Source organism: Kitasatospora sp. NPDC048239 (assembly GCF_043202015.1).
Lineage (GTDB): Bacteria > Actinomycetota > Actinomycetes > Streptomycetales > Streptomycetaceae > Kitasatospora.
Genome location: NZ_JBICZP010000010.1, coordinates 1 through 22,151 on the forward strand (window position 1 = coordinate 1; position 22,151 = coordinate 22,151).

The 22,151-nt window shown below is 74.1% G+C and carries 6 protein-coding genes; all 6 read right to left on the reverse strand.

Going from position 1 to position 22,151, the window contains the following annotated elements; genetic code table 11:
* On the reverse strand, positions 1-2,489 hold a 2,489-nt coding region (locus ACGFZP_RS25195; RefSeq protein ID WP_392937016.1), incomplete at its 3' end, for a type I polyketide synthase.
* A 36-nt stretch (positions 2,490-2,525) separates the two neighbouring features.
* Positions 2,526-7,937 (reverse strand): SDR family NAD(P)-dependent oxidoreductase, encoded by a 5,412-nt coding sequence (locus tag ACGFZP_RS25200; protein ID WP_392937019.1) that lies wholly within the window; start codon positions 7,935-7,937, stop codon positions 2,526-2,528.
* A gap of 246 nt (positions 7,938-8,183) precedes the next feature.
* Positions 8,184-11,366 carry an amino acid adenylation domain-containing protein gene (locus ACGFZP_RS25205; protein WP_392937022.1) on the reverse strand — a complete coding sequence of 1,061 codons (3,183 nt, stop codon included), beginning with the start codon at positions 11,364-11,366 and terminating at the stop codon, positions 8,184-8,186.
* Between the two features lie 29 nt (positions 11,367-11,395).
* A complete protein-coding gene (locus ACGFZP_RS25210) occupies positions 11,396-12,226 on the reverse strand; it encodes a hypothetical protein (RefSeq protein ID WP_392937025.1) in 831 nt (276 codons plus the stop codon).
* Between the two features lie 177 nt (positions 12,227-12,403).
* Positions 12,404-13,561 (reverse strand): acyl-CoA dehydrogenase family protein, encoded by a 1,158-nt coding sequence (locus ACGFZP_RS25215; protein WP_392937028.1) that lies wholly within the window; start codon positions 13,559-13,561, stop codon positions 12,404-12,406.
* 126 nt (positions 13,562-13,687) lie between these two features.
* Positions 13,688-22,147, reverse strand: coding sequence for a type I polyketide synthase (locus ACGFZP_RS25220; RefSeq protein ID WP_392937029.1), 8,460 nt, complete (start codon positions 22,145-22,147; stop codon positions 13,688-13,690).
* Between the last annotated feature and the right edge of the window lie 4 nt (positions 22,148-22,151).

Here is a 22,151-nt window from a genome sequence, read left to right on the forward strand (position 1 = left end):
AGGACGGCGTCGGGGCCGACCTCGACGAAGGCGGTCGCCCCGGCTTCCGCGGCGGCGGTGATGCCGTCGGTGAAGCGGACGGCGTCGCGGACGTGGTGGACCCAGTACTCGGGGTCGGTGAGCTGTCCGGTCTCGGCCAGTGCACCGGTGACGTTGGAGACCACCGGGATCGTCGGCTCGCTGTACGCGATCTGCTGGGCGACCGCACGGAACTCCGCCAGCATCGGGTCCATCAGCGGCGAGTGGAACGCGTGGCTGACGCGCAGGCGCTGCGTCTTGCGACCGCCCTCGGCCAGCTGCTCGGCGATCGCGGTAACGGTCTCGTCGTCACCCGAAATCACTGTCGCGTTCGGCCCGTTGAGGGCGGCGATCGACGCCTTGCCCTCGTGCCCCGCGAGCAGCGGCAGCACGTCCGCCTCGCCGGCCTGGACGGCGACCATCGCACCGCCGGCGGGCAGGGCCTGCATCAGTCGGCCGCGGGCGGCGACCAGCTTGGCGGCGTCGGCGAGGTTGAAGACCCCGGCGACGTGGGCGGCGGCGATCTCTCCGATGGAGTGGCCGACCAGGATCTCGGGGCGGACGCCGAAGGCCTCCAGCAGCCGGTAGGCGGCGACCTCGAAGGCGAACAGGGCGGGCTGGGTGTAGCCGGTCTGGTCCAACTCCTCGGACTCGAAGCACAGATCGCGCAGCGAGCGCCCGAGGTGCTGGTCCAGTTCGGCACACGCGGCGTCGAAGGCCTCCGCGAAGACCGGGAAGCGCTCGTACAACTCCCGGCCCATACCCGCACGCTGAGCACCCTGACCGGTGAACAGCGCACCCACCTTCGGCGCGCCCTGCGCCACCCCGGTCGGGATCTCGCCCTCGGCCAGCGCCAGCAGCCCGGCGAGCAGCTCCTCGCGGTCCGCACCGACGACGACGGCGCGGTGCTCGAAGAGCGCCCGGCCGGTGAGGGCCTTGGCGACGGCGCCGAGGCCGAGTTCGTCCTGCTGGTCGGTGTACGCGGCGAGACGCTCGGCCTGTCCGCGCAGCGCCTCCTGGCTCGCGGCGGAGAGGACCCAGGCGGTCGGGCCCGCGGCCTCCACCGGGGCGGCCTCCGTGGTCGCGCTCTCGCCCTGCTCGATGATGACGTGCGCGTTGGTACCGCTGATGCCGAAGGAGGAGACGCCGGCCCGGCGCGGGCGGTCCTCCGCCTGCGGCCAGTCGCGCTGCTCGGTCAGCAGCCGCACCGCGCCGGAGGCCCAGTCGACGTGGTGGGTGGGCTCCTCGACGTTCAGGCTCTGCGGCAGCAGGCCGTGCTGCATCGCCATGACCATCTTGATCACGCCGCCGACACCGGCCGCCGCCTGGGCGTGGCCGATGTTGGACTTCAACGAGCCCAGCCAGAGCGGCTCCTGGCGGTCCTTGCCGTAGGTGGCGAGCAGCGCCCGTGCCTCGATCGGGTCGCCGAGCGAGGTGCCGGTGCCGTGCGCCTCGACGGCGTCGACGTCGGCGGTGGTGAGCCCGGCCTGGGCGAGGGCCTGCCGGATGACCCGCTCCTGGGAGGGGCCGTTGGGGGCGGTCAGGCCGTTGCTGGCGCCGTCCTGGTTGACCGCCGAGCCGCGCATGACGGCGAGGATCCGGTGCCCGTTGGCCTGGGCCACGGACAGCCGCTCCAGGACCAGGATGCCGACGCCCTCGGCCCAGGAGGTGCCGTCCGCGCTGGTGGAGAACGGCTTGCAGCGGCCGTCGGGTGCCAGGCCGCGCTGGCGGCTGAACTCCACGAACGACGAGGGCGTCGACATCACCGTCACGCCGCCGGCGAGTGCGAGGTCGCACTCGCCCTGCCGCAGCGCCTGTCCGGCGAGGTGCATCGCGACGAGCGAGGAGGAGCAGGCGGTGTCGATGGTGACGGCCGGCCCCTCCAGCCCCAGGGTGTAGGAGATGCGGCCGGAGGCGACACTGCCGGTGCTGCCGATGCCGACCATGCCCTCCAGCTCGCCGGGGACGGCGGCGAGCGGGGGCAGGTAGTCGTGGAACATGAGTCCGGCGAACACGCCGGTCCGCGAGCCGCGCAGGGAACGGGGGTCGACCCCGGCCCGCTCGATCGCCTCCCAGGAGGTCTCCAGCAGCAGCCGCTGCTGGGGGTCGATCGCCAGCGCCTCACGCGGCGAGATGCCGAAGAACCCGGCGTCGAACAGGCCGGCCTCGTGCAGGAATCCGGCCTCCCGGCAGTACGACGTCCCGAGCTGCTCGGGGTCGTCGTCGAACAGGCCGTCGAGGTCCCAGCCGCGGTCCGACGGGAAGGCGGAGATGCCCTCCCGCCCCTCGGACACCAGCCGCCACAGCTCCTCCGGCGAGGAGACCCCGCCCGGGAACCGGCAGGCCATGCCCACGATCGCGATCGGCTCCTGCTGCCGCTCCTCCATCTCCCGTACCCGACGGTTGACGTCCCGCAGCTCAGCCGTCGCCCGGCGGAGGTACTCCCGCAGACCGCTCTCGTTGTTCGACATCGCCAGTCCCCTAGCCCTTGCTCAGTTGTCCGGAGGTCAGAAGGTCTTGAGTTCGTTTTCGAGCGCCGCGAGCAGGTCGTCCTCGGACGCCTCGGTCAGCTCGGAGTCCGCCGTCGACCGCGCCAACTCGCGCAGTCGGCCGACGACTTCCTGGCGGAGCTCGTCGTCCGGGTCCAGCTGGGCCAGCGCCGCCTCGAAGCGGTCGAGGTCCGCCAGCAGCGGGTTGGTGGCCTCCGCCGGGGCCAGTTCGGTCCGGAGGTGGTCGGTCAGGGCGTGGGGGGTGGGGTAGTCGAAGACGAGCGTGGCCGGCAGGCGGAGCCCGGTCGCGCGGTTGAGCTGGTTGCGCAGTTCGAGGGCGGTCAGGGAGTCGAAGCCGAGGTCCTGGAAGAGGCGGTCGGGGTTGACCGCCTCGGGGCCGGTGAAGCCCAGGACGGTGGCGGCCTGCCGGCGCACCACGTCCAGCAGGAGCTCCTGCTGGGCGGTGGCGTCCAGCCCGGTCAGGCGCTCGGCGAGGCCGCCGCCGGCGGGCTGTGCGGCGGCGGCGCGGCGGGTCTGGGTGGCGACCAGGCGGCGCAGCAGCGGGCGGACGGTGTCCTGCTGGCCGAGGGCCTTCAGGTCGAGGCGGGCGGGGATGACGTGGTGCTGGTCGGTGCCGAGCGCGGTGTCGAAGGCGCTCAGGCCCTGGGCGTCGGAGAGCGGCAGGACGCCGGTGCTGCCGAGGCGCCGCAGGTTGGCGGCGCCGAGCTCCTCGGCCATGCCGCCGGCCGTCCACAGCCCGTAGGCGAGGGCGGTGGCGGGCAGGCCGGCCGCCCGGCGGTGGGCGGCGAGGGCGTCCAGGAAGGCGTTGGCGGCGCCGTAGTTGGCCTGCCCGGCGTTGCCCCAGGAGCCGGCCAGCGAGGAGAAGACCACGAACGCGGCCAGCGGGAGCTCGCGGGTGAGCTCGTGCAGGTGCCAGGCCGCATCGGACTTGGGGCGGTAGACCCCGTCCAGGCTGTCGGTCGAGATGCCCTCCACCAGGCCGTCGTTCAGTACGCCGGCGGCGTGCACGACGGCGGTGAGCGGGTGTTCGGCGGGGACGGCGGCCAGCAGGGCGGCCAGCGCCTCGCGGTCCGCGACGTCGCATCCGGCGATCGTCACCTCGGCGCCCGACTCGGCGAGTTCGGCGCGCAGTTCGGCCGCGCCGGGGGCGTCGGCGCCGCGGCGGCTGACCAGCAGCAGGTGGCGGACGCCGTGGGCGGCGATCAGGTGGCGGGCGACGACGGCGCCGAGGCCGCCGGTGCCGCCGGTGATCAGGACGGTGCCCTCGGCGTCGAGCGTCGCGGCGGTGTCCGGCGCGGCCGCGGTCCGGGTGAGCCGCGGAGCGCTCACCGCGCCGGCCCGGAAGGCGAGTTCGGGCTCGTCGCCGGCGATCGCCCGGGTCAGGGCGGTCAGGCTCTCCGCGGTGTCGTCGAGGTCGGCCAGGACGAGGCGGCCGGGGTGCTCGGCCTGGGCGGCGCGGACCAGGCCCCAGACGGGGGCGAGTGCCAGGTCGGGGGTGTCGGTGGCCGCGGCGCCCCGGGTGACGATCACCAGTCGGGAGTCGGCGAGCTTCTCCTGGGCCAGGAAGCCCTGGACCAGCTCCAGCGCCCGGTAGGAGGCGCTGCGCATCCGGGCGGGGGCGTCGGCCCCGGCGTCCGCGGTGACCTCGGCCAGGACGTACGGCGCGAAGCTGTCGGAGAGCTCGTCCCAGTCGGTGTACCGCTCCGCGCGGGTCAGGGCGTCCAGGCCGGTACCGAACACCGCCAGGCCGTCGACGGCGTCCTCCGCGACGGGGACGCCCGACCACTCGATGCCGAACAGCACGTCGGAGGCCCGGCCGGCGGCCGCGAGCTGCTCGGCCGAGACCGGCCGCAGGCCGAGGGAGTCCACGGTGAGGACGGGGGCGCCGGTGGCGTCCGCGAGGTGCAGGGCGACCTCCTGCGCGCCCTTGGTGGTGATCCGCACCCGCAGGGCGGTGGCGGCGGAGGCGTGCAGGGCCACCTCGGACCAGCTGAACGGCAGCAGGGTCTCGGTGGCGTCGGCCGGGCGGCTCAGCAGGATCGAGTGCAGCGCGGCGTCGAGCAGGGCCGGGTGGACGCCGAACCGCTCGGCGTCGCCGCGGTACTCCTCGGGCAGCCCGACCTCGGCGTACACCTCGTCGCCCGCGCGCCACAGGGCCCGCAGGCCCTGGAACGCCGGGCCGTAGTCGTAGCCCTGGTCGGCGAGCGTGCCGTAGGCGTCGCCCAGTTCGACGGGCTCGGCGCCGTGCGGCGGCCAGGCCTGCGGGGCGGGCGCGGGCGCCGCGGCGTCAGCGGCGAGCTGACCGGTGGCGTGCAGGGTCCAGCCGCCGTCCTGCGGGCGGGAGAACACGCTGACGGCCCGGGTGCCGTCCTCGGCGGCCTCCTCCACCACGACCTGGAGCTGGACGGCCTCGTCCTCGGTGAGCGCCAGCGGCGCCCGCAGGGTGAGCTCGCGCAGGTGCGGGGTGGCGGTGCGGTGGGCGGCCTGGAGGGCCAGCTCGATGAAGGCGGTGCCGGGCAGGATGGTCGTGCCGTGCACGGTGTGGTCGGCGAGCCAGGCGTGGGTGGCGAGTGAGAGCCGGCCGGAGAGGACCAGCTGGTCCGCGGTGGCGACCTCGGTGGCGGCGCCGAGCAGCGGGTGCTCGACGGTGCCGAGGCCGACGGTGGCGAGGTCGCCGGCGGGCGCCTGGCCCTGGATCCAGTAGTGCCGGTGCTCGAAGGCGTAGGTGGGGAGGTCCACCAGCGCGGCCTGCTCGGGCAGCAGCGGGCTCCAGTCGATCTTGACGCCGCGGGCCCACAGGCCGCCGAGTGCGGTCACCAGGGTGCCCGGCTCGTCCTGCTTGCGGCGGACGGCGGCGAAGGCGCTGATGCGCTCGTCGTCGGCCAGGATCTGCCGGGCCATCGCGGTGAGCACGGCGTCGGGGCCGGTCTCGACCAGCACCCGGGCGCCCGCGGTGACGGCGGCGGTGAGGCCGTCGGTGAAGCGCACCGCGTCGCGGACGTGCTGGACCCAGTACTCCGGGTCGGTGAGCTGTCCGGTCTCGGCGAGGGTGCCGGTGACGTTGGAGACCAGCGGGATCACGGGCTCGCTGTACGCGAGCTGCTCGGCGACCTTGCGGAAGTCGGCGAGCATCGGGTCCATCAGCGGGGAGTGGAACGCGTGGCTGACCCGCAGCCGCTGGGTCTTGCGGCCCTCGGCGGCGAGCTGCTCGGCGATGGCGGTGACGGTCTCGTCGTCGCCGGAGATCACCGTGGCGTTCGGGCCGTTGAGGGCGGCGATGGAGGCCTTGTCCTCGTGTCCGGCGAGCAGCGGCAGGACGTCCGCCTCGGCGGCCTGGACGGCGATCATGGCGCCGCCGGCGGGCAGGGCCTGCATCAGCCGGCCGCGGGCGGCGACGAGCTTGGCGGCGTCGGCGAGGTTGAAGACCCCGGCGACGTGGGCGGCGGCGATCTCTCCGATGGAGTGGCCGACCAGCACCTCCGGGCGGACCCCGAAGGCCTCCAGCAGCCGGTACGTGGCGACCTCGAAGGCGAACAGGGCGGGCTGGGTGTAGCCCGTCTGGTCCAACTCCTCCGACTCGAAGCACAGATCACGCAGCGAGCGCCCGAGGTGCCCGTCCAGCTCGGCGCAGGCGGCGTCGAAGGCCTCCGCGAACACCGGGAACCGCTCGTACAACTCCCGGCCCATACCCGCACGCTGGGCGCCCTGACCGGTGAACAGCACGCCCACCTTGGACGATCCGGCGGCCACGCCCTGCGCCAGCCCGGCGGCCGCGCCGCCCTCGGCCAACGCGGCCAGCCCCGCGGCCAGTTCGTCACGGTCGGCGCCGACGACCACGGCCCGGTGTTCGAGGCCGGCCCGCGAGTGCAGCGTCTTCGCGGCCCCGCCGAGGCTGAAGTCCTTGTCGGAGGAGAGTAGTTCGCCCAGTCGGGCGGCCTGGGCGCGCAGCGCCGTCGCGGTCGCCGCGGACACCAGCCACGGCACCGGACCGGCCACCTCGACCGTGGCCGTCTCCTCGGCCTGCGCCTGCTCGATGATGACGTGCGCGTTGGTGCCGCTGATCCCGAACGAGGACACGCCCGCCCGGCGCGGACGCTCGGCGTCGGCCGGCCACGCGCGGTTCTCGGTCAGCAGCCGCACCGCGTCGGAGGACCAGTCGACGTAGGGGGTCGGCTCGGCCACGTGCAGGGTCTGCGGCAGGACGCCCTCCTGCATCGCCATGACCATCTTGATCACGCTGGCGACCCCGGCCGCGGCCTGGGTGTGCCCGATGTTGGACTTCAGCGAGCCCAGCCAGAGCGGCTTGCCGGCCTCGCGCTGGCGGCCGTAGGCGGCGATCAGGGCCTGCGCCTCGATCGGGTCGCCGAGCGAGGTGCCGGTGCCGTGCGCGTCCACCGCGTCGACGTCGGCGGCGGCCAGCCCGGCCTGCTCCAGCGCCTGGCGGATCACCCGCTCCTGCGAGGGGCCGTTGGGGGCGGTCAGGCCGTTGCTGGCGCCGTCCTGGTTGATCGCCGAGCCGCGCAGCACGGCCAGCACCCGGTGGCCGTTGGCCCGGGCCACCGAGAGGCGCTCCATGACCAGCACGCCGGCGCCCTCGCCCCAGGAGGTGCCGTCGGCGGTGGACGAGAAGGACTTGCAGCGGCCGTCGGGCGCCAGCCCGCGCTGCCGGCTGAACTCCACGAACATCGCCGGGTTGGCCATCACGGCCGCGCCGCCGACCAGTGCGAGCTCGCACTCGCCGAGCCGCAGCGCCTGCGCGGCCTGGTGCATGGCGACCAGCGAGGAGGAGCAGGCGGTGTCCACGGTGACCGCCGGACCCTCCAGGCCCAGCTCGTAGGAGACCCGGCCGGAGGCCACGCTGGCCGCCTTGCCGGTGCTCGCCATGCCCTCCAGGTCGCCGGGGACGGCGCTCAGCGGAGTGGCGTAGTTGTGGGTCATCAGGCCGGTGAACACGCCCGTCCGGCTGCCGCGCAGCCCCGACGGGTCGAGGCCGGCCCGCTCCAGGGCCTCCCAGGACACCTCCAGCAGCAGCCGCTGCTGGGGATCGACCACGACCGCCTCGCGCGGCGAGATGCCGAAGAAGCCCGCGTCGAACTGACCGGCCTCGTAGAAGAACCCGCCACTGCGGCTGTAGGTGGTGCCGTAGTGGTCCGGGTCGTCGTCGAAGAGGTTGTCCAGGTCCCAGCCGCGGTCCTGCGGGAACTCCCCGATGACGTCCCGTCCGTCGGAGACCAGCCGCCACAGGTCCTCGGGGGACTTCACCCCGCCGGGGAACCGGCAGGCCATTCCCACGATCGCGATCGGCTCCCGGGTGGCCGAGGCCAACTGCCGGTTCTGCTCACGCAGCCGTTCGGTCTCCTTCAACGACGCGCGCAACGCATCGATCAGCTTGGTGTCGTTGGCAGCCATCTCTGCTACACGCTCCTCGCGTCACCGAGATCGGGGAAAGTTCGGAAAGAGTCCGCCGGAAAGAACGGACGGAAAGGCATCACAAACGGAAAGACATCAAGAACGGCACGCATCAAGACGGCAAGCGCAGGACGGCAAGCGGCAAGACGAAAGGCACCGACAACGGCAAGACAAAAGAAGAGGGGCTGTCCAGCCCGCCGTTTATGGGGTCACGGCGGGCTGGACAGCGTCCACGACAGCGGCCGGTCAGCCCTGCCGCGCCTTGACCTGCTCCGCCAGCCCGCGTGGGGTCGGGTTGGCGAAGAGATCCGCCAGCTTCAGCCGGATGCCGATCTGCCGGCTGATCTTCTGGATGAGCTGGGCCCCCAGCAGCGAGTGGCCGCCACTGGTGAAGAAGTGCGAGTCGGCGTTGAGACCGGGGACGTCGAGCAGTTCGCGCCACATCCCGGTCAGCTCGTCGACGACCGGGTCGCCGGTGGTGGCCACGACCGCGGCGCCGCCCTCCTGCTGGGCGCGGCGCTCCTCGGCCGCCCTGGTCAGCTCGGGGTAGTTCACCTTGTCGTTGCCCGTCATCGGGAAGGCGTCGACCACGATGAAGTCCTGTGGCACGGCCGCGCCCTGCAGCAGCGCGCGGCTGTGGCTCCACAGCTCCTCGACCACGCGCGGGTCGTCGGGCGCCACCACGAAGGCGACCAGGGCACCGTCGGTGGTCGGGTCGCCGACCAGGACGACGGCGGCCGCGCCGACCTCGGCGTGCTCCAGCAGCACCGACTCGACCTCGCTGAGCTCGATCCGGTTGCCACGCAGCTTGACCTGGCGGTCCATCCGGCCGAGCACCTCCAGCGTGCCGTCGGGCAGCCAGCGGGCGACGTCGCCGGTGCGGTAGTGGGTGCCGTACCGGGGGTGGTCGGCGAACCGCTCGGCGGTCAGCTCGGGGCGGTCGTGGTAGCCGATCCCCACGCCGGCCCCCGCGATGCACAACTCACCGCGGAGGCCGACGGGGACTTCGCGACCACGGGGGTCGGCCACGAAGATCTGGGTGTTGGCGATCGGGCCGCCGACGTGCAGCCGGCCCTCGTCCAGGTCCGCGATCAGACCGGAGGCCGACCAGATGGTCGTCTCCGTCGGACCGTAGACGTTGCGCAGCTCCCCGCCGGTGGCGAGCAGCTGGCGGGCCAGTGCGGGCGGCAGCGGCTCGCCGCCGGACAGCACCCGGCGGCCCTCCAGCCGGGCGCCGGCCTCCTGGACGACCAGCCGCCAGGTGGTCGGGGTGGCCTGGACGATGTCGATGGCGTGCCGGTCCAGGACCTCCAGCAGGCGTCCGCCGTCGACCCGCGCGTCGTCCGGGGCGACCACCACACGGCCGCCGCAGGCGAGCGGGACGAGCAGCTCCAGGGCGGAGATGTCGAAGCTGAAGGTGGTCATCCAGAGCGCCGCCGTCCGCGCCGAGCAGTCCAGCTCGTCGACGAAGTGGGCGACCAGGTTGACCAGGTTCCGGTGGCTGATCTTCGTGCCCTTGGGGCGGCCGGTGGAACCGGAGGTGTAGATCAGGTAGGCGCAGGACTGCGGGTCCACCTCGGGCACCGCGAAGCCCTCGGCCGTCGGGCCCTCGGCAGCCGCGTCCCCGTCGGCCGCACCGGCCTCGGGGGAAGCGAGCCGCAGCACCGTGCGGTCGCCCTCGGGCACCTCGACGTCCGGGTCCGCCAGCACGAACCGGGCCTGCGCGTCGTCCAGCTGGTAGACGATGCGCTGGCTCGGGTGGTCCGGGTCGAGCGGCAGGTAGACGCCCTCGGCCAGCCAGACGCCGAGCACCGCCGAGGCGAGCGCCGCGCTGCGCCGGGAGAGCAGCGCGACCACCGAGCCGGGCTCGGTGCCCGCCTCGCGCAGCCGAGCTGCGACCGCCTGCGCGGCCCGCCACAGCTCGCCGTAGCCGATCTCGCGGCCGGCCTCCTCGACCGCCACCGCCGCGGGGTCCGCCTGGGCCCGCTCGGCGACGGCCTGCAGCACGGACGCGTAGGCCAGCGGCCGCTCGGTGGCGTTGGCGCCGTCGATGACGGCGTGGTCGCGGGCCGACCAGGCCGACAGGTCGCCCACCGCGCGGTCGGCGTCCTGGCCCACCGCGAGCAGCAGCGCCTCGTAGCGCTCGATCATCAGGGCGACGTCTTCGCGGTCGTACGCGTCCTGGTAGAACGCGGCCCGGATCTGGAGCGAGTCGCCCAGCTCGGTGACGAAGAACTCCAGGTCGAACTTGCTGTAGCCGTTCTCGACGGTCAGCAGCCGGGCCTTGCCGCCACCGATGCCGAAGCGCGGGTCGCTCTGCGGCACGAAGTTGAAGACGTGCCGGAACAGCGAGTTGCGCCAGGAGGCGTCGACCCGCGGCACGATCTCCAACAGCTCGTCCACCGGGAAGCCGGCGTGCCCGACGGAGTCCAGGAAGGTGCGCCGCAGACCGGTCACCAGCTCGCGGAAGGTCTTCTCCGGCTCGACCTGCTGGCGCAGCGTCAGCACGTTGATGTGGTAGCCGACGGCCTTCTGCTGCTCCCGGCCGCGGACGCTGATCGGGGAGCCGACGGTGATGTCCGGCCCGGCGCCGTGCGCGGCGAGCAGCGCGTAGTAGGCGGCGAGCAGGATGACCACCTCGGGGGCGCGCAGCTCGCGCTGGAGCCGCTTGGCGACGGCCGCGGCCTCCGGGGAGAGCTTCCGGGTGACCCAGTCGCCGACCAGGGTGGTCTTGGCGGGCAGCGGCTTGTCGTTGCCCAGGTTCAGCCCGGAGACGTCCAGGCCGTCGACCTGCTTCTGCCAGAACTCCCGGCTGCGCTCGGACGGCTGGGGCTCCGTCCAGCGCGGCACCTCGGCGGTCAGCGCGTCGGGTACCGGGGCGCCGGTGTCGAAGGCGTCGTAGAGGGCGCAGAACTCCTCCACCACGATGCCGGTGGACATGCCGTCGTAGACGCTGTGGTGCAGCACCAGGCAGAAGACGTCACCGGTGGCCGGCTCGCCCTCCGACTGGTCGCCCACCGGGCTTCCGCCGCCGGGCAGTTCGACGTGCCGGGCGCGCAGCAGGGTGCTGCCGTCGGCCCGGAACGGGGTGCCGGTGAAGGCGGTCAGCTCGGCGAGGACGTCGGCCTCGGGCGCGGGCCGGACGGTCTCCAGCGGGACCTCGGCGCGGTCGGCCGGCACGGTCCACCGCTGGAGGCCGGAGCCGTCCGCCCCTTCGGCGCGGAAGACGGTACGGAGCACCTCGTGGCGGCGGACCAGGGAGTCCAGCGCCTGCCGCAGGGCCTCGCCGTTGAGCGGGCCGTCGGCCTGGAACGTGAAGGTCAGGTTGTTCACCCCGGCGCCGGGGACGAGGTCCTCCAGCAGCCAGAGGGACCGTTCTTTGCTCGTGGCGGGCAGGGTGTCGGCGGCTGCCCCGTGGGTGTGCTGCATCTCCGTGCTTCCGATCCTCTCGGGGGCCCCTACTTGGCGAGCAGTTCGTCGACGGCCTTGGCGACGTCGTCGTTGCGCAGCAGGTCGGCGTGGACGATGCCGGGGAAGACCAGCTCCTCGGCGACGTACTTGCCCTCGCGCCGCAGGATCTCGTTGCGGACCCGGCTGAGGCCGTTCTCCGCGCTGGAGGAGGAGACGGCGGTGGCGCCGGCCCAGAGCGGCAGCGGGTCGGCCTGGTCGGCGATCGCCAGGTAGGCCATGAAGGCGCCGAACATCTCGACCAGCTCCTCGACGAACTCCTCGCCGAGCCCGGTGCGCTCGCAGGCGATGGCGATCGCGTCGTGGAACCGCTCGACCAGGGCCCGGGCCAGCTCGGTCGGGTCCTGGATCTCCTCGAAGGCCAGCTTGCCGGCCTCGCGCAGGTCCTCGGCCTCCTCGGTGTTGAGGACCTGGCTCAGGCTCTCCACGACCATCGCGAACTGCCAGTACACGGTGCCCGTGTTGACCAGCTCGGGGTCGAACAGGACGACCTCGGGCGCCGGGTCCTGCCACTCGGCGATCCGCTCGGCGAGCAGGGCGGCGTGCACGCTGCCGACGCAGAAGCCCATCACGGCGCGGACGGTCAGGCCGCTGGCCTTCACCTCGTCCAGCCACGGCCGGATGTACTCCTGGCTGTCCACCCCGGTCAGCGGGGTCGGGGCGACGACGGTGCGCCAGAAGGCGTGGCCGCCGGTCAGGCGCGCGGCGAGTTCGGAGAAATCCGCCTGAAGGCGGCCGGTGGCCGGAAAGTCGACCGTGAGAATGACCTGGCCGGTCTCCCCCTCGGTGATTTTCGTCCAGCTGGTCGTCGGGTCGCTCATTGATTCCCCTTGGATGTAATCCCACGATCAGGCGGTCGCTAGCGAAGTTAGTCATCCGGGTTATCCGGCCACACCCCCTAAGGCCCCCTAAACGCGGAGGTGGGGGGTCCGGGGAGGCCCGGGCACGGCGAAAAGGGGGCCCCGGTGTCCCGGGGCCCCCTGGGGTTGTGACGTGTGTTACGAGCGGCGCGGAATCGGGATCACATAGCGGCTGAACACGAGGTCGCGCAGGACGTCGTCGCCGCCCTCGACGATCGAGACGTAGCGCATGTCCCGCACCAGCTTCCCGATCGGGTGCTCGTTGGTGTAGCCGAGTCCGCCGAACATCTCCGAGCCGACGGTCGCGACGTCCCAGCCGGTCTGGCCGCAGAACATCTTGGCGGTCAGCGCCGACTTCAGCGTCCCCTGCTTGGCGAACGCGGTGGCCGGGTCCGGGCTCTCCATGATCGCGTCGTAGTCCCGCGCCGCCTGCCGGCACTGGCTCTTCATGACGTCGATCTGCATCTCCATCTGGCCCAGCTTGGCGGCGAACACCGGGCTGTCGACCAGGGGGGCGTCGCGCAGGCGCTTGGTCTTGGCGTACTCCATGCACAGGTCGCGGATCCGCCGGGCGGTGCCGAGCGCGGTGGTGGCGATCAGCGTGCGGCTGGCGTTGAGGCCGATCTCCAGCAGCCGCAGGCCGTTGCCGTTCAGCCGGTTCCCGGCCGGGACGCGGCAGTCCTCGAAGTGCACCTCGTAGGTGGCGGAGGAGCGCAGCCCGATGACGTCCCAGCGGCGGACGATGCTCACCCCGGGGGTGTCCCGGGGTACCAGGACGGCCAGGTGGTCGCCCGGGTCCTCGGCGGACACGGCGACGACCAGCAGGAAGTCGGCGAATCCCGCGTTGGTCGAGAAGTACTTCTCGCCGTTCAGCACGAGTTCGTCTCCGCTGCGGGCGGCGACCGTCTCGATCCGGCCGAGTTCGCTGCCCGCATTGCGCTCGCTGCCGAGCGTCGCGCAGTACGCGCCGCGCTCGGCCATCGACGCGAGATAGCGCTCCTTCAGCTCCTCCGACCCGTACAGAGAGACCATGCTCGTGCCGAGGATCGAAATGAACAGCGTGAACGCCGCACCCGCGTCGCCGTAGGCGAGTTCATTGACGATATCCACGCTGTCGGACAGGGTCAGCCCCTGCCCGCCGCTCTCCTTCGGCAGCCACCAGTTGGCGAGCCCGGTCTCCCGGAACCGGTCGTACAGCGGAAGCGGGGCCTCGGCCAGGGAATCGAGCTCGGCGTGCCGGCCCTTCAGCTCCTGGGCGACAAAGCCGCGGACGGCCTTCTGGATTTCGGGCGCCACCAATTCACTTCTCCTTCTCTTCGGAGCCGGTCACTGCCGTGCCGGTCACTGCCGCGCGGGTCCCCGCCGTACGCACCGGTGCGGGGCCTGTCGGCACCCCGCGGGCCGGTGTCCTGCCCGTCCGGGTCACTGCCCGTCCGCCTGCAGCGCCAGCTGGATGAGGTCGTCGACCTGCATGCTGTCGATGTCCTGGTCCGAGGGGGCGTCCTCGGCCTCCGCGGCCGCCCCGCCGTCGGCGAGCCGCAGCAGGCCCTCCAGCAGGCCGGAGTCGCGGAGCTCCTGGACGGGGATGGCGGCCAGCATCCGGCGCACGTCCTCGTCGGTCTGCTCGGGCTCCGCCGCCTCCTCGTCCTCGGGGAGGAGCAGGTTGCGCACGTGGCCGGAGAGCGCACCGGGCGTCGGGTAGTCGAACACCACGGTGGTCGGGACCTGCACGCCGACGGCCTTGTTGAGCTGGTTGCGGAACTCCACGCCGCTCAGCGAGTCGAAGCCGAGCTCCTTGAAGGTGTAGTCGGTGTCGACGTCGTCGGCGGACGGGTAGTCGAGCACCACCGCGATGGTCTCCCGGATGATCTCCAGCAGCCGGCTCTCCTGCTCCTCGACCGGGAGCACGCTGAGCTTGATCGCGAAGGAGGACAGCGCGGGCTGTGCGGGGGCCGCGCTCTGCGCCACCTGCCGCGGGCGGGTCCGCACCATGCGGCGGAACAGCGCGGGCACCTCGTCCTGCCGCTGCAGTGCGGTCAGGTCGAGCCGGGCGGGCACCACCACGGCGCGGTCGAGGCCGAGCGCCAGGTCGAACAGCGGCATCCCGTCGTTCTCGGTCAGCGGGGCGATGCCGATCCGGCGGAACCGGGCCAGGTCGGCCTGGCCGAGCGTGCCGCCCATGCCGTGGTCCAGCTCCCACAGGCCCCAGGCCAGCGAGACGGCCGGCCGGCCCTCGGCCCGGCGGTGCTCCGCCAGCGCGTCCAGGAAGACGTTGGCCGCCGCGTAGTTGGCCTGGCCCGCGGTGCCCATGGTGCCGGCGATCGAGGAGTAGGTGACGAACGCGGTGAGCGGCAGCTCGCGGGTGAGCTCGTGCAGGTGCCAGGCGGCGTCGACCTTCGGCCGGAAGACCCGGTCGAGCCGGTCGGTGGTCATCGCGGTGACCGGCCCGTCCTCCAGCACACCGGCCAGGTGGACGACGGCGGTGAGCGGGTGCTCGGCGGGGACGGTGGCCAGCAGGGCGGCCAGCGCCCCGCGGTCGGCGACGTCGCAGGCGGCGAGGACGGCGTCGGCGCCGAGCTCGGCCAGCTCGGCGGCCAGCTTCTCGGCCCCCTGCGCCTCGGCGCCCCGGCGGCTGACCAGCAGCAGGTGCCGGACGCCGTGCACGGTCACCAGCCGGCGGGCGACGAGTGCGCCGAGGCCGCCGGTGCCGCCGGTGACCAGCACCGTGCCGGTCGGGTCCCAGAGCGGTGCCGGGCCGCCGGTGGCGGTGGCCGGCGCCAGCCGCGGTGCGAGCAGCCGGCCCGCGCGGACGGCGAGCTCCGGCTCGTCGGCGGCGACGGCCGCGGGGAGGGCCCGCAGGCTCTCGGGGGTGTCGTCCAGGTCGGCCAGGACGAGGCGGCCCGGGTGCTCGGCCTGCGCGGCGCGGACCAGCCCCCAGACCGGGGCGAGCGCCAGGTCCGGGCTGTCGGTGGCGACGGCGCCCCGGGTGACGAGCACCAGGCGGCCGTTCGCCCACTTCTCCTCGGCCAGCCACTGCTGGACCAGCTCCAGGGTGCGGTGCGCGGTCAGCCGGGCGCTCTCGGCGGTGTCGGCGCCGGGAGCGGCCTGGACCAGGGTGAACACCACGTCCGGGACGGCGGCGGCCGAGCGCAGCGCGGCGAGGTCGGCGTGGGCGTCGAACGCGGGCGGCAGGCCGTCCGCGCCCAGGGCGGCGAGCCGCAGCCGGTCGTCGGCGGCCGGGACGGGCACCTCGGTCCAGTCCAGGGCGAGCAGCGAGCCCGCCGAGGCGCCGGTCACGGCGGCGGTCAGCTGCTCCACCGAGACGGGCCGCAGGTCGAGCGAGTCCACCGAGAGGACCGGTGCGCCCGAGGCGTCCGTGAGGTGCAGGGCGACCTCCTGGGCGCTCCTGGCGGTGATCCGCACCCGGACGGCGGTGGCGGCCGCGGCGTGCAGCGCTATCCCGGACCAGGAGAACGGCAGCAGGGCCGGCTGGTCCGCGCTGTCGGCCTGGTCCGGCTGCAGGACCATGTGCAGCGCGGCGTCGAACAGCGCCGGGTGCAGGCCGAAGCGCGCGGCATCGGAGTGCGCCTGCTCGGGCAGCTCGATCTCGGCGTACACGGTGTCGCCCGCGCGCCAGGCGGCCCGCAGGCCCTGGAACACCGGGCCGTAGCCGTAGCCCCGGTCGGCGAGCAGCGGGTAGGCCTCGTCCAGCGCGGCCGGCCGGGCGCCGGCCGGCGGCCAGGCCCGGTCGTCCGGCGCGGGGGTGGCGCCGGTGTCGGACAGGCGGCCCGCGGCGTGCAGGGTCCAGGCGCCGAGTGCGGCGTCCTCGGCCCGCGAGTACACCTTGACGTCCCGCAGGCCGTCCTCGCCCGGCTCCGCCACGACCAGCTGGATCTGCCGGGCGCCCTGCTCGGTGAGCACCAGCGGTGCCTGCAGGGTGAGTTCCTCGACCCGGGTGCAGCCGGCCCGGTGGGCGGCCTGCAGCGCCATCTCGACGAAGGCGGTGCCGGGCACGATGACGTTGCCGTGGACCTGGTGGTCGGCGAGCCAGGCGTGGGTGGCGAGCGAGAGCCGGCCGGAGAGGACGAACTGCTCGGTGCCGGCGAGTTCGGTGACGGCGCCGAGCAGCGGGTGCTCGACGGCGGCCAGTCCGGCCGTGCCGACGTCGGCCGTGGTGGCCGCGGGGGCGGTCAGCCAGTACTGCTGGCGGTCGAAGGCGTAGGTCGGCAGCTCCACCGGGCCCGTCCCGGCGGGGAGGACCGGCGCCCAGTCGACCCTGACGCCGCGGGTCCAGAGGGTGGCCAGGGCCTCGGTGGCGGTCTGGGTCTCGGTACGGCCCTTGCGGGCCAGCGGGACGGCGGTGACCTCGGGCTGCTCGTCGGCCAGGATCTGCCGGGACATCGCGGCGAGCACGCCGTCCGGGCCGGTCTCGACCAGCACCCGGGCGCCCGCGGTGACGGCGGCGGTGAGGCCGTCGGTGAACCGGACGGCCTCCCGCACGTGCTGCACCCAGTACTCGGGGTCGGTCAGCTGTCCGGCCTCGGCCAGGGTGCCGGTGACGTTGGAGACCACCGGGATCGTCGGCTCGCTGAAGGCGATCTGCTCGGCGACCTTGCGGAAGTCGGCGAGCATCGGGTCCATCAGTGGGGAGTGGAAGGCGTGGCTGACCCGCAGCCGCTGGGTCTTGCGGCCCTCGGCGGCGAGCTGCTCGGCGATCGCCGTGACGGCCTCGTCGTCACCCGAGATCACGGTGGCGTTGGGCCCGTTGAGGGCGGCGATCGACGCCGTGTCCTCGTAGCCGAGCAGCAGCGGCAGCACGTCGGCCTCGCCGGCCTGGACGGCGATCATGGCGCCGCCGGTGGGCAGGGCCTGCATCAGGCGGCCGCGGGCGGCGACGAGCTTGGCGGCGTCGGCGAGGTTGAAGACCCCGGCGACGTGGGCGGCGGCGATCTCTCCGATGGAGTGGCCGACCAGGATCTCGGGGCGGACGCCGAAGGCCTCCAGGAGACGGTAGGCGGCGACCTCGAAGGCGAACAGGGCGGGCTGGGTGTAGCCGGTCTGGTCCAACTCCTCGGACTCGAAGCACAGATCGCGCAGCGAGCGCCCGAGGTGCTGGTCCAGTTCGGCACACGCGGCGTCGAAGGCCTCCGCGAAGACCGGGAAGCGCTCGTACAACTCCCGGCCCATACCGGTGCGCTGGGCGCCCTGACCGGTGAACAGCGCGGCCACCTTCGGCGCGCTCGCCGCGGTGCCCTGGACCAGCCCCGACGCCGCGCCGTCCGCGGCCAAAGCGGCCAGCCCGGCGAGGAGTTCGTCACGGCCGGCGCCGACCACCACCGCGCGCTGGTCGAACCGCGCCCGGGAGTCCACCAGCGCCGCGGCGATCGCGGCGGGCGAGGTCTCGGGGTGCTCGGCAGTGAACCCGGCGAGCCGGGCGGCCTGGGCGCGCAGCCCGTCCGCGGTGCGGGCGGAGACCACCCACGGCAGCGGACCGGCCGCCTCGACGGGGGCCGTCTCCTCGGCCGGCTCGGCCTGCTCGATGATGACGTGCGCGTTGGTGCCGCTGATCCCGAAGGAGGAGATGCCGGCCCGGCGCGGACGGCCGTCCTGCGGCCACTCCCGCTCCTCGGTGAGCAGCTCGACGGCGCCCGCCGTCCAGTCCACGTGCGGGGTCGGCTCGGCCACGTTCAGGGTCTTCGGCAGCACGCCGTGGCGCATCGCCATGACCATCTTGATGACGCCGCCGACACCGGCCGCCGCCTGGGCGTGGCCGATGTTGGACTTCAACGAGCCCAGCCAGAGCGGCTCCTCGCGGTCCTGACCGTAGGTCGCCAGGATCGCGCGGGCCTCGATCGGGTCGCCGAGCGAGGTGCCGGTGCCGTGCGCCTCGACGGCGTCCACCTCGGCGGCGGACAGTCCGGCCTGGGCGAGGGCCTGGCGGATCACCCGCTCCTGGGAGAGGCCGTTGGGGGCGGTCAGGCCGTTGCTGGCGCCGTCCTGGTTGACGGCGGAGCCGCGCAGCACGGCCAGCACCCGGTGGCCGTTGGCCTTCGCCTTGGACAGCCGCTCCAGCACCAGCACGCCGACGCCCTCGCCCCAGGAGGTGCCGTCCGCCGAGGAGGAGAAGGACTTGCAGAGCCCGTCGGCGGCCAGACCGCGCTGCCGGCTGAACTCCAGGAACATGCCCGGGGTGGCCATCACGGTCACACCGCCGGCCAGCGCGAGGTCGCACTCGCCGAGCCGCAGGGCCTGGCCGGCCAGGTGCATCGCGACCAGCGAGGAGGAGCAGGCGGTGTCGATGGTGACCGCCGGGCCCTCGAAGCCGAAGGAGTACGCGATCCGGCCCGAGACCACGCTGCCGGCCATCCCGGTCAGCAGGTAGCCCTCGGCGCCCTCGGGCGCCTCGTGCAGACGCGGGCCGTAGTCCGGCGCCATGACGCCGGCGAAGACGCCGGTGCGCGAGCCGCGCAGCGCCGCCGGGTCGATCCCGGCCTGCTCGAAGGCCTCCCAGGAGGTCTCCAGCAGCAGGCGCTGCTGCGGGTCGGTCGCGGTGGCCTCGCGCGGCGAGATGCCGAAGAAGCCCGCGTCGAACCGGCCGGCGTCGTGCAGGAAGCCGCCCTTGGTGACGTAGCTGGTGCCGGAGTGCTCCGGGTCGGGGTGGTAGAGGCCCTCGAGGTCCCAGCCGCGGTCCTCCGGGAACCCGGAGATCCCGTCCCGGCCCTCGGCGATCAGCCGCCACAACTCGGCGGGGGAGGAGACCCCGCCGGGGAAGCGGCAGGCCATGCCGACGATCGCGATCGGGTCGTCGTCCGGGGCGGCCACCGGGCCGTCGAAGCGGGCGGCGCCGTCCTCGGTGCCGAACACGGCCGCGTGCAGGTGGTGCGCCAGGGCCGTCGGCGTCGGGTGCTCGAACAGGACGGTGGTGGGCAGCGGGAGTTCGCACTCGGCGCCGAGCGCGTTGCGGATCTGCACCGACAGGTGCGAGTCGACGCCCAGGTCCTTGAAGGTCCGGTCGGCCTCGACGGCGTCCGGAGACGGGTGGCCGAGCGCGGCGGCGGTGTGCGCGAGCACCAGGCGCAGGCAGGCCGCCTCGCGCTCGGCGGCGCCCAGCGGCTCCAGCTCCTGGCGCAGCGCCGAGGCGGCGGCCGGCTCCTCACCGGTGTCCGCGGCGGCGGCCGCGCGCAGGGCCGGGCGGGTGGCCAGGCCGGTGGTGTCCAGCCAGTAGCGCTGGCGCTGGAAGGCGTACCCGGGCAGCGCGACGCGCGCTCCGCCGAGCGGGGCGAACACCGCCTCCCAGTCCACCGGCAGGCCGCGCACGAAGCCCTCGGCCAGCGAGGCGAGGAAGCGGTCCGGCCCGCCCTCGCCGCGGCGCAGGGTGCCCAGCGCGACGGCGGTGGCGCCGGAGGCCTCCAGGCTCTCCTGCACGGCGACGGTCAGCACCGGGTGGGCGCTGGACTCGATGAAGAAGCCGAAGCCGTCGGCGACCAGGGCCCGGACGGTGTCGGCGAAGCGGACGGTCTGGCGCAGGTTGGTGTACCAGTACTCGGCGTCCAGGCCGGCGGTGTCGATCAGCCCGCCGGTGACGGAGGAGTAGAACGGGATCTCGGCGCCACGCGGCTCGATGCCGGTCAGCGCCTCGATGACCTGCTCGCGGATGATCTCGACCTGGGCGCCGTGCGAGGCGTAGTCGACGGCGACCCTGCGGGCCCGGACGCCGTCCGCCTCGCAGGAGGCGATCAGCTCGTCCAGGGCCTCGGGCTCGCCGGAGACCACGCTGGAGGAGGTGCCGTTGACGGAGGCGAGCGAGATCCGCTCGCCCCAGCGGGCGAGCCGCTCGACGGCCTGCTCGGCGGGCAGCGCCAGCGAGACCATGCCGCCGAGGCCGGAGAGCCGCTCCTTGATGGCGCGGGCGCGCAGCGCGACGACCCGGGCGCCGTCCTGGACGGTGAGCGCACCGGCCACGGTCGCGGCCGCGATCTCGCCCTGGCTGTGGCCGACCACGGCGGCCGGCTCCACGCCCGCCGCCCGCCACATCGCGGCGAGCGAGACCATCACGGCCCACAGCGCGCACTGGACGACGACCACGTCCTCCAGCGACTCGGCGTCCTCGCCGCCGCGGACCACGTCGGTCACGGACCACTCGACGTGCGCGCGCAGCGCGGCGTCGCACTCGGCGAGCCGCTCGGCGAAGGCGGGGGAGGTCTCCAGCAGCGCGGCGGCCATGCCCTGCCACTGCGCGCCCTGGCCGGGGAAGACGAAGGCGACCCTGCCGGGGATGTCGGCCTGGCCGGTGACGACGTTGGCGCCCGGCAGCCGGTCGGCCAGGGCGGTCAGCCCGGCGAGGCCGTCGGCGCGGTCGGCGGCGAGGACCACGGCCCGCTGGTCGAGGGCGGCGCGGGTGAGCGCCAGCGAGCGGCCGAGGTCGGCCCGGTCGGCCTCGGGGTGTTCGGCGGTGAAGGCCGCCAGCTGCTGCGCCTGGGCGCGCAGCCCGGCGCGGCCGCTGCCGGACAGCACCCACGGCACGGGGGCGCCGGAGGTCTCGGTGAGCAGGGCCGGGCCGGTCGGCTCGGCGGCCTCGGCGGGCGCCGCGGCGCCGTCCCACTCGCCCACCACCACATGGCAGTTGGTGCCGCCCATGCCGAACGCGGAGACGCCGGCCAGCAGCGGCCGGTCGGCCTGCGGCCAGGGGCCGAGGGCGGTGCGGACCTCCAGGTTGAGCTCGTCCAGCGGGATGTCCGGGTTGGGCGTCTCGTGGTTGAGGGTGCCCGGCAGCTCCCGGTGCTGGACGCTCAGCAGCACCTTGAGCAGTCCGGTGATGCCCGCCGCGCCCTCCAGGTGGCCGACGTTGGTCTTCACCGAGCCGACCACGAGCGGCAGTTCGCGGCCCTCGGCGGCGCCGACGGTGCGACCGAGCGCGGCCGCCTCGATCGGGTCGCCGACCGGGGTGCCGGTGCCGTGCAGCTCCACGTACTGGACGTCGCCGGCCGCGATCCCGGCGTGCTCGTGGGCGAGCCGGACGACCTGCTCCTGGGCCTGCTGGTGGGGCGCGGTGAGGGTGGCGCCGCCGCCGTCGTTGTTGACCGCGCTGCCGAGCAGCACGCAGCGGATCGGGTCGCCGTCCGCGATCGCCCGGGAGAGCAGCTTGAGGACGACGACCGCGCCGCCCTCGCCGCGGACGTAGCCGTTGGCGCGGGCGTCGAAGGTGTAGCAGCGGCCGTCCGGGGAGAGGGCGCCGAAGGTGCCGATCCGCTCGGTGGTCTCCGGGATCAGGTTGAGGTTGACGCCGCCGGCCAGGGCCACGGTGGACTCGCCGGAGCGCAGGCTCTCGCAGGCCAGGTGGACGGAGACCAGCGAGGAGGACTGGCCGGTGTCCACGGTGAGGCTGGGGCCGCGCAGGCCGAGCACGTAGGACAGCCGGTTGGCGATGATGCTGCGGTGCAGGCCGGTCATGGTGTGCGGGGTGACGGCGGCCGCCCCGAGCTGACCGGTCAGGCTCGCGTAGTCGTCGGTGATGACGCCGACGAAGACGCCGGAGCGGCTGCCGGCCAGGCGGTCCGGGGCGATGCCCGCGTCCTCCAGGGCCTGCCAGCCGAGCTCCAGGACGAGCCGCTGGTGCGGGTCCATCGCCGTCGCCTCGCGCGGCGAGATGCCGAAGAACCCGGCGTCGAACCCGTCGACCGAGTCCAGGAAGCCGCCGCGTCCGTAGGAGGTCCGCAGGCCCTCGTCATCCGACCAGCGGCCGGCCGGGGCGTCGGTGACGGCGTCCCGGCCGGAGCGCAGCAGCTGCCAGAAGGAGGCGGGATCCGGTGCCTGCGGCAGCCGGCAGGAGAGGCCGATGACCGCCACCGGCTCGTTCACAGTGTGTGCGAGTTGCTTGGACATACAC

Coding starts and splice junctions, on each gene's coding strand:
- ACGFZP_RS25200 (WP_392937019.1), bottom strand. CDS start 7,937: ATGGCTGCCAACGACACCAAGCTGATCGATGCGTTGCGCGCGTCGTTG.
- ACGFZP_RS25205 (WP_392937022.1), bottom strand. CDS start 11,366: ATGCAGCACACCCACGGGGCAGCCGCCGACACCCTGCCCGCCACGAGC.
- ACGFZP_RS25210 (WP_392937025.1), bottom strand. CDS start 12,226: ATGAGCGACCCGACGACCAGCTGGACGAAAATCACCGAGGGGGAGACC.
- ACGFZP_RS25220 (WP_392937029.1), bottom strand. CDS start 22,147: ATGTCCAAGCAACTCGCACACACTGTGAACGAGCCGGTGGCGGTCATC.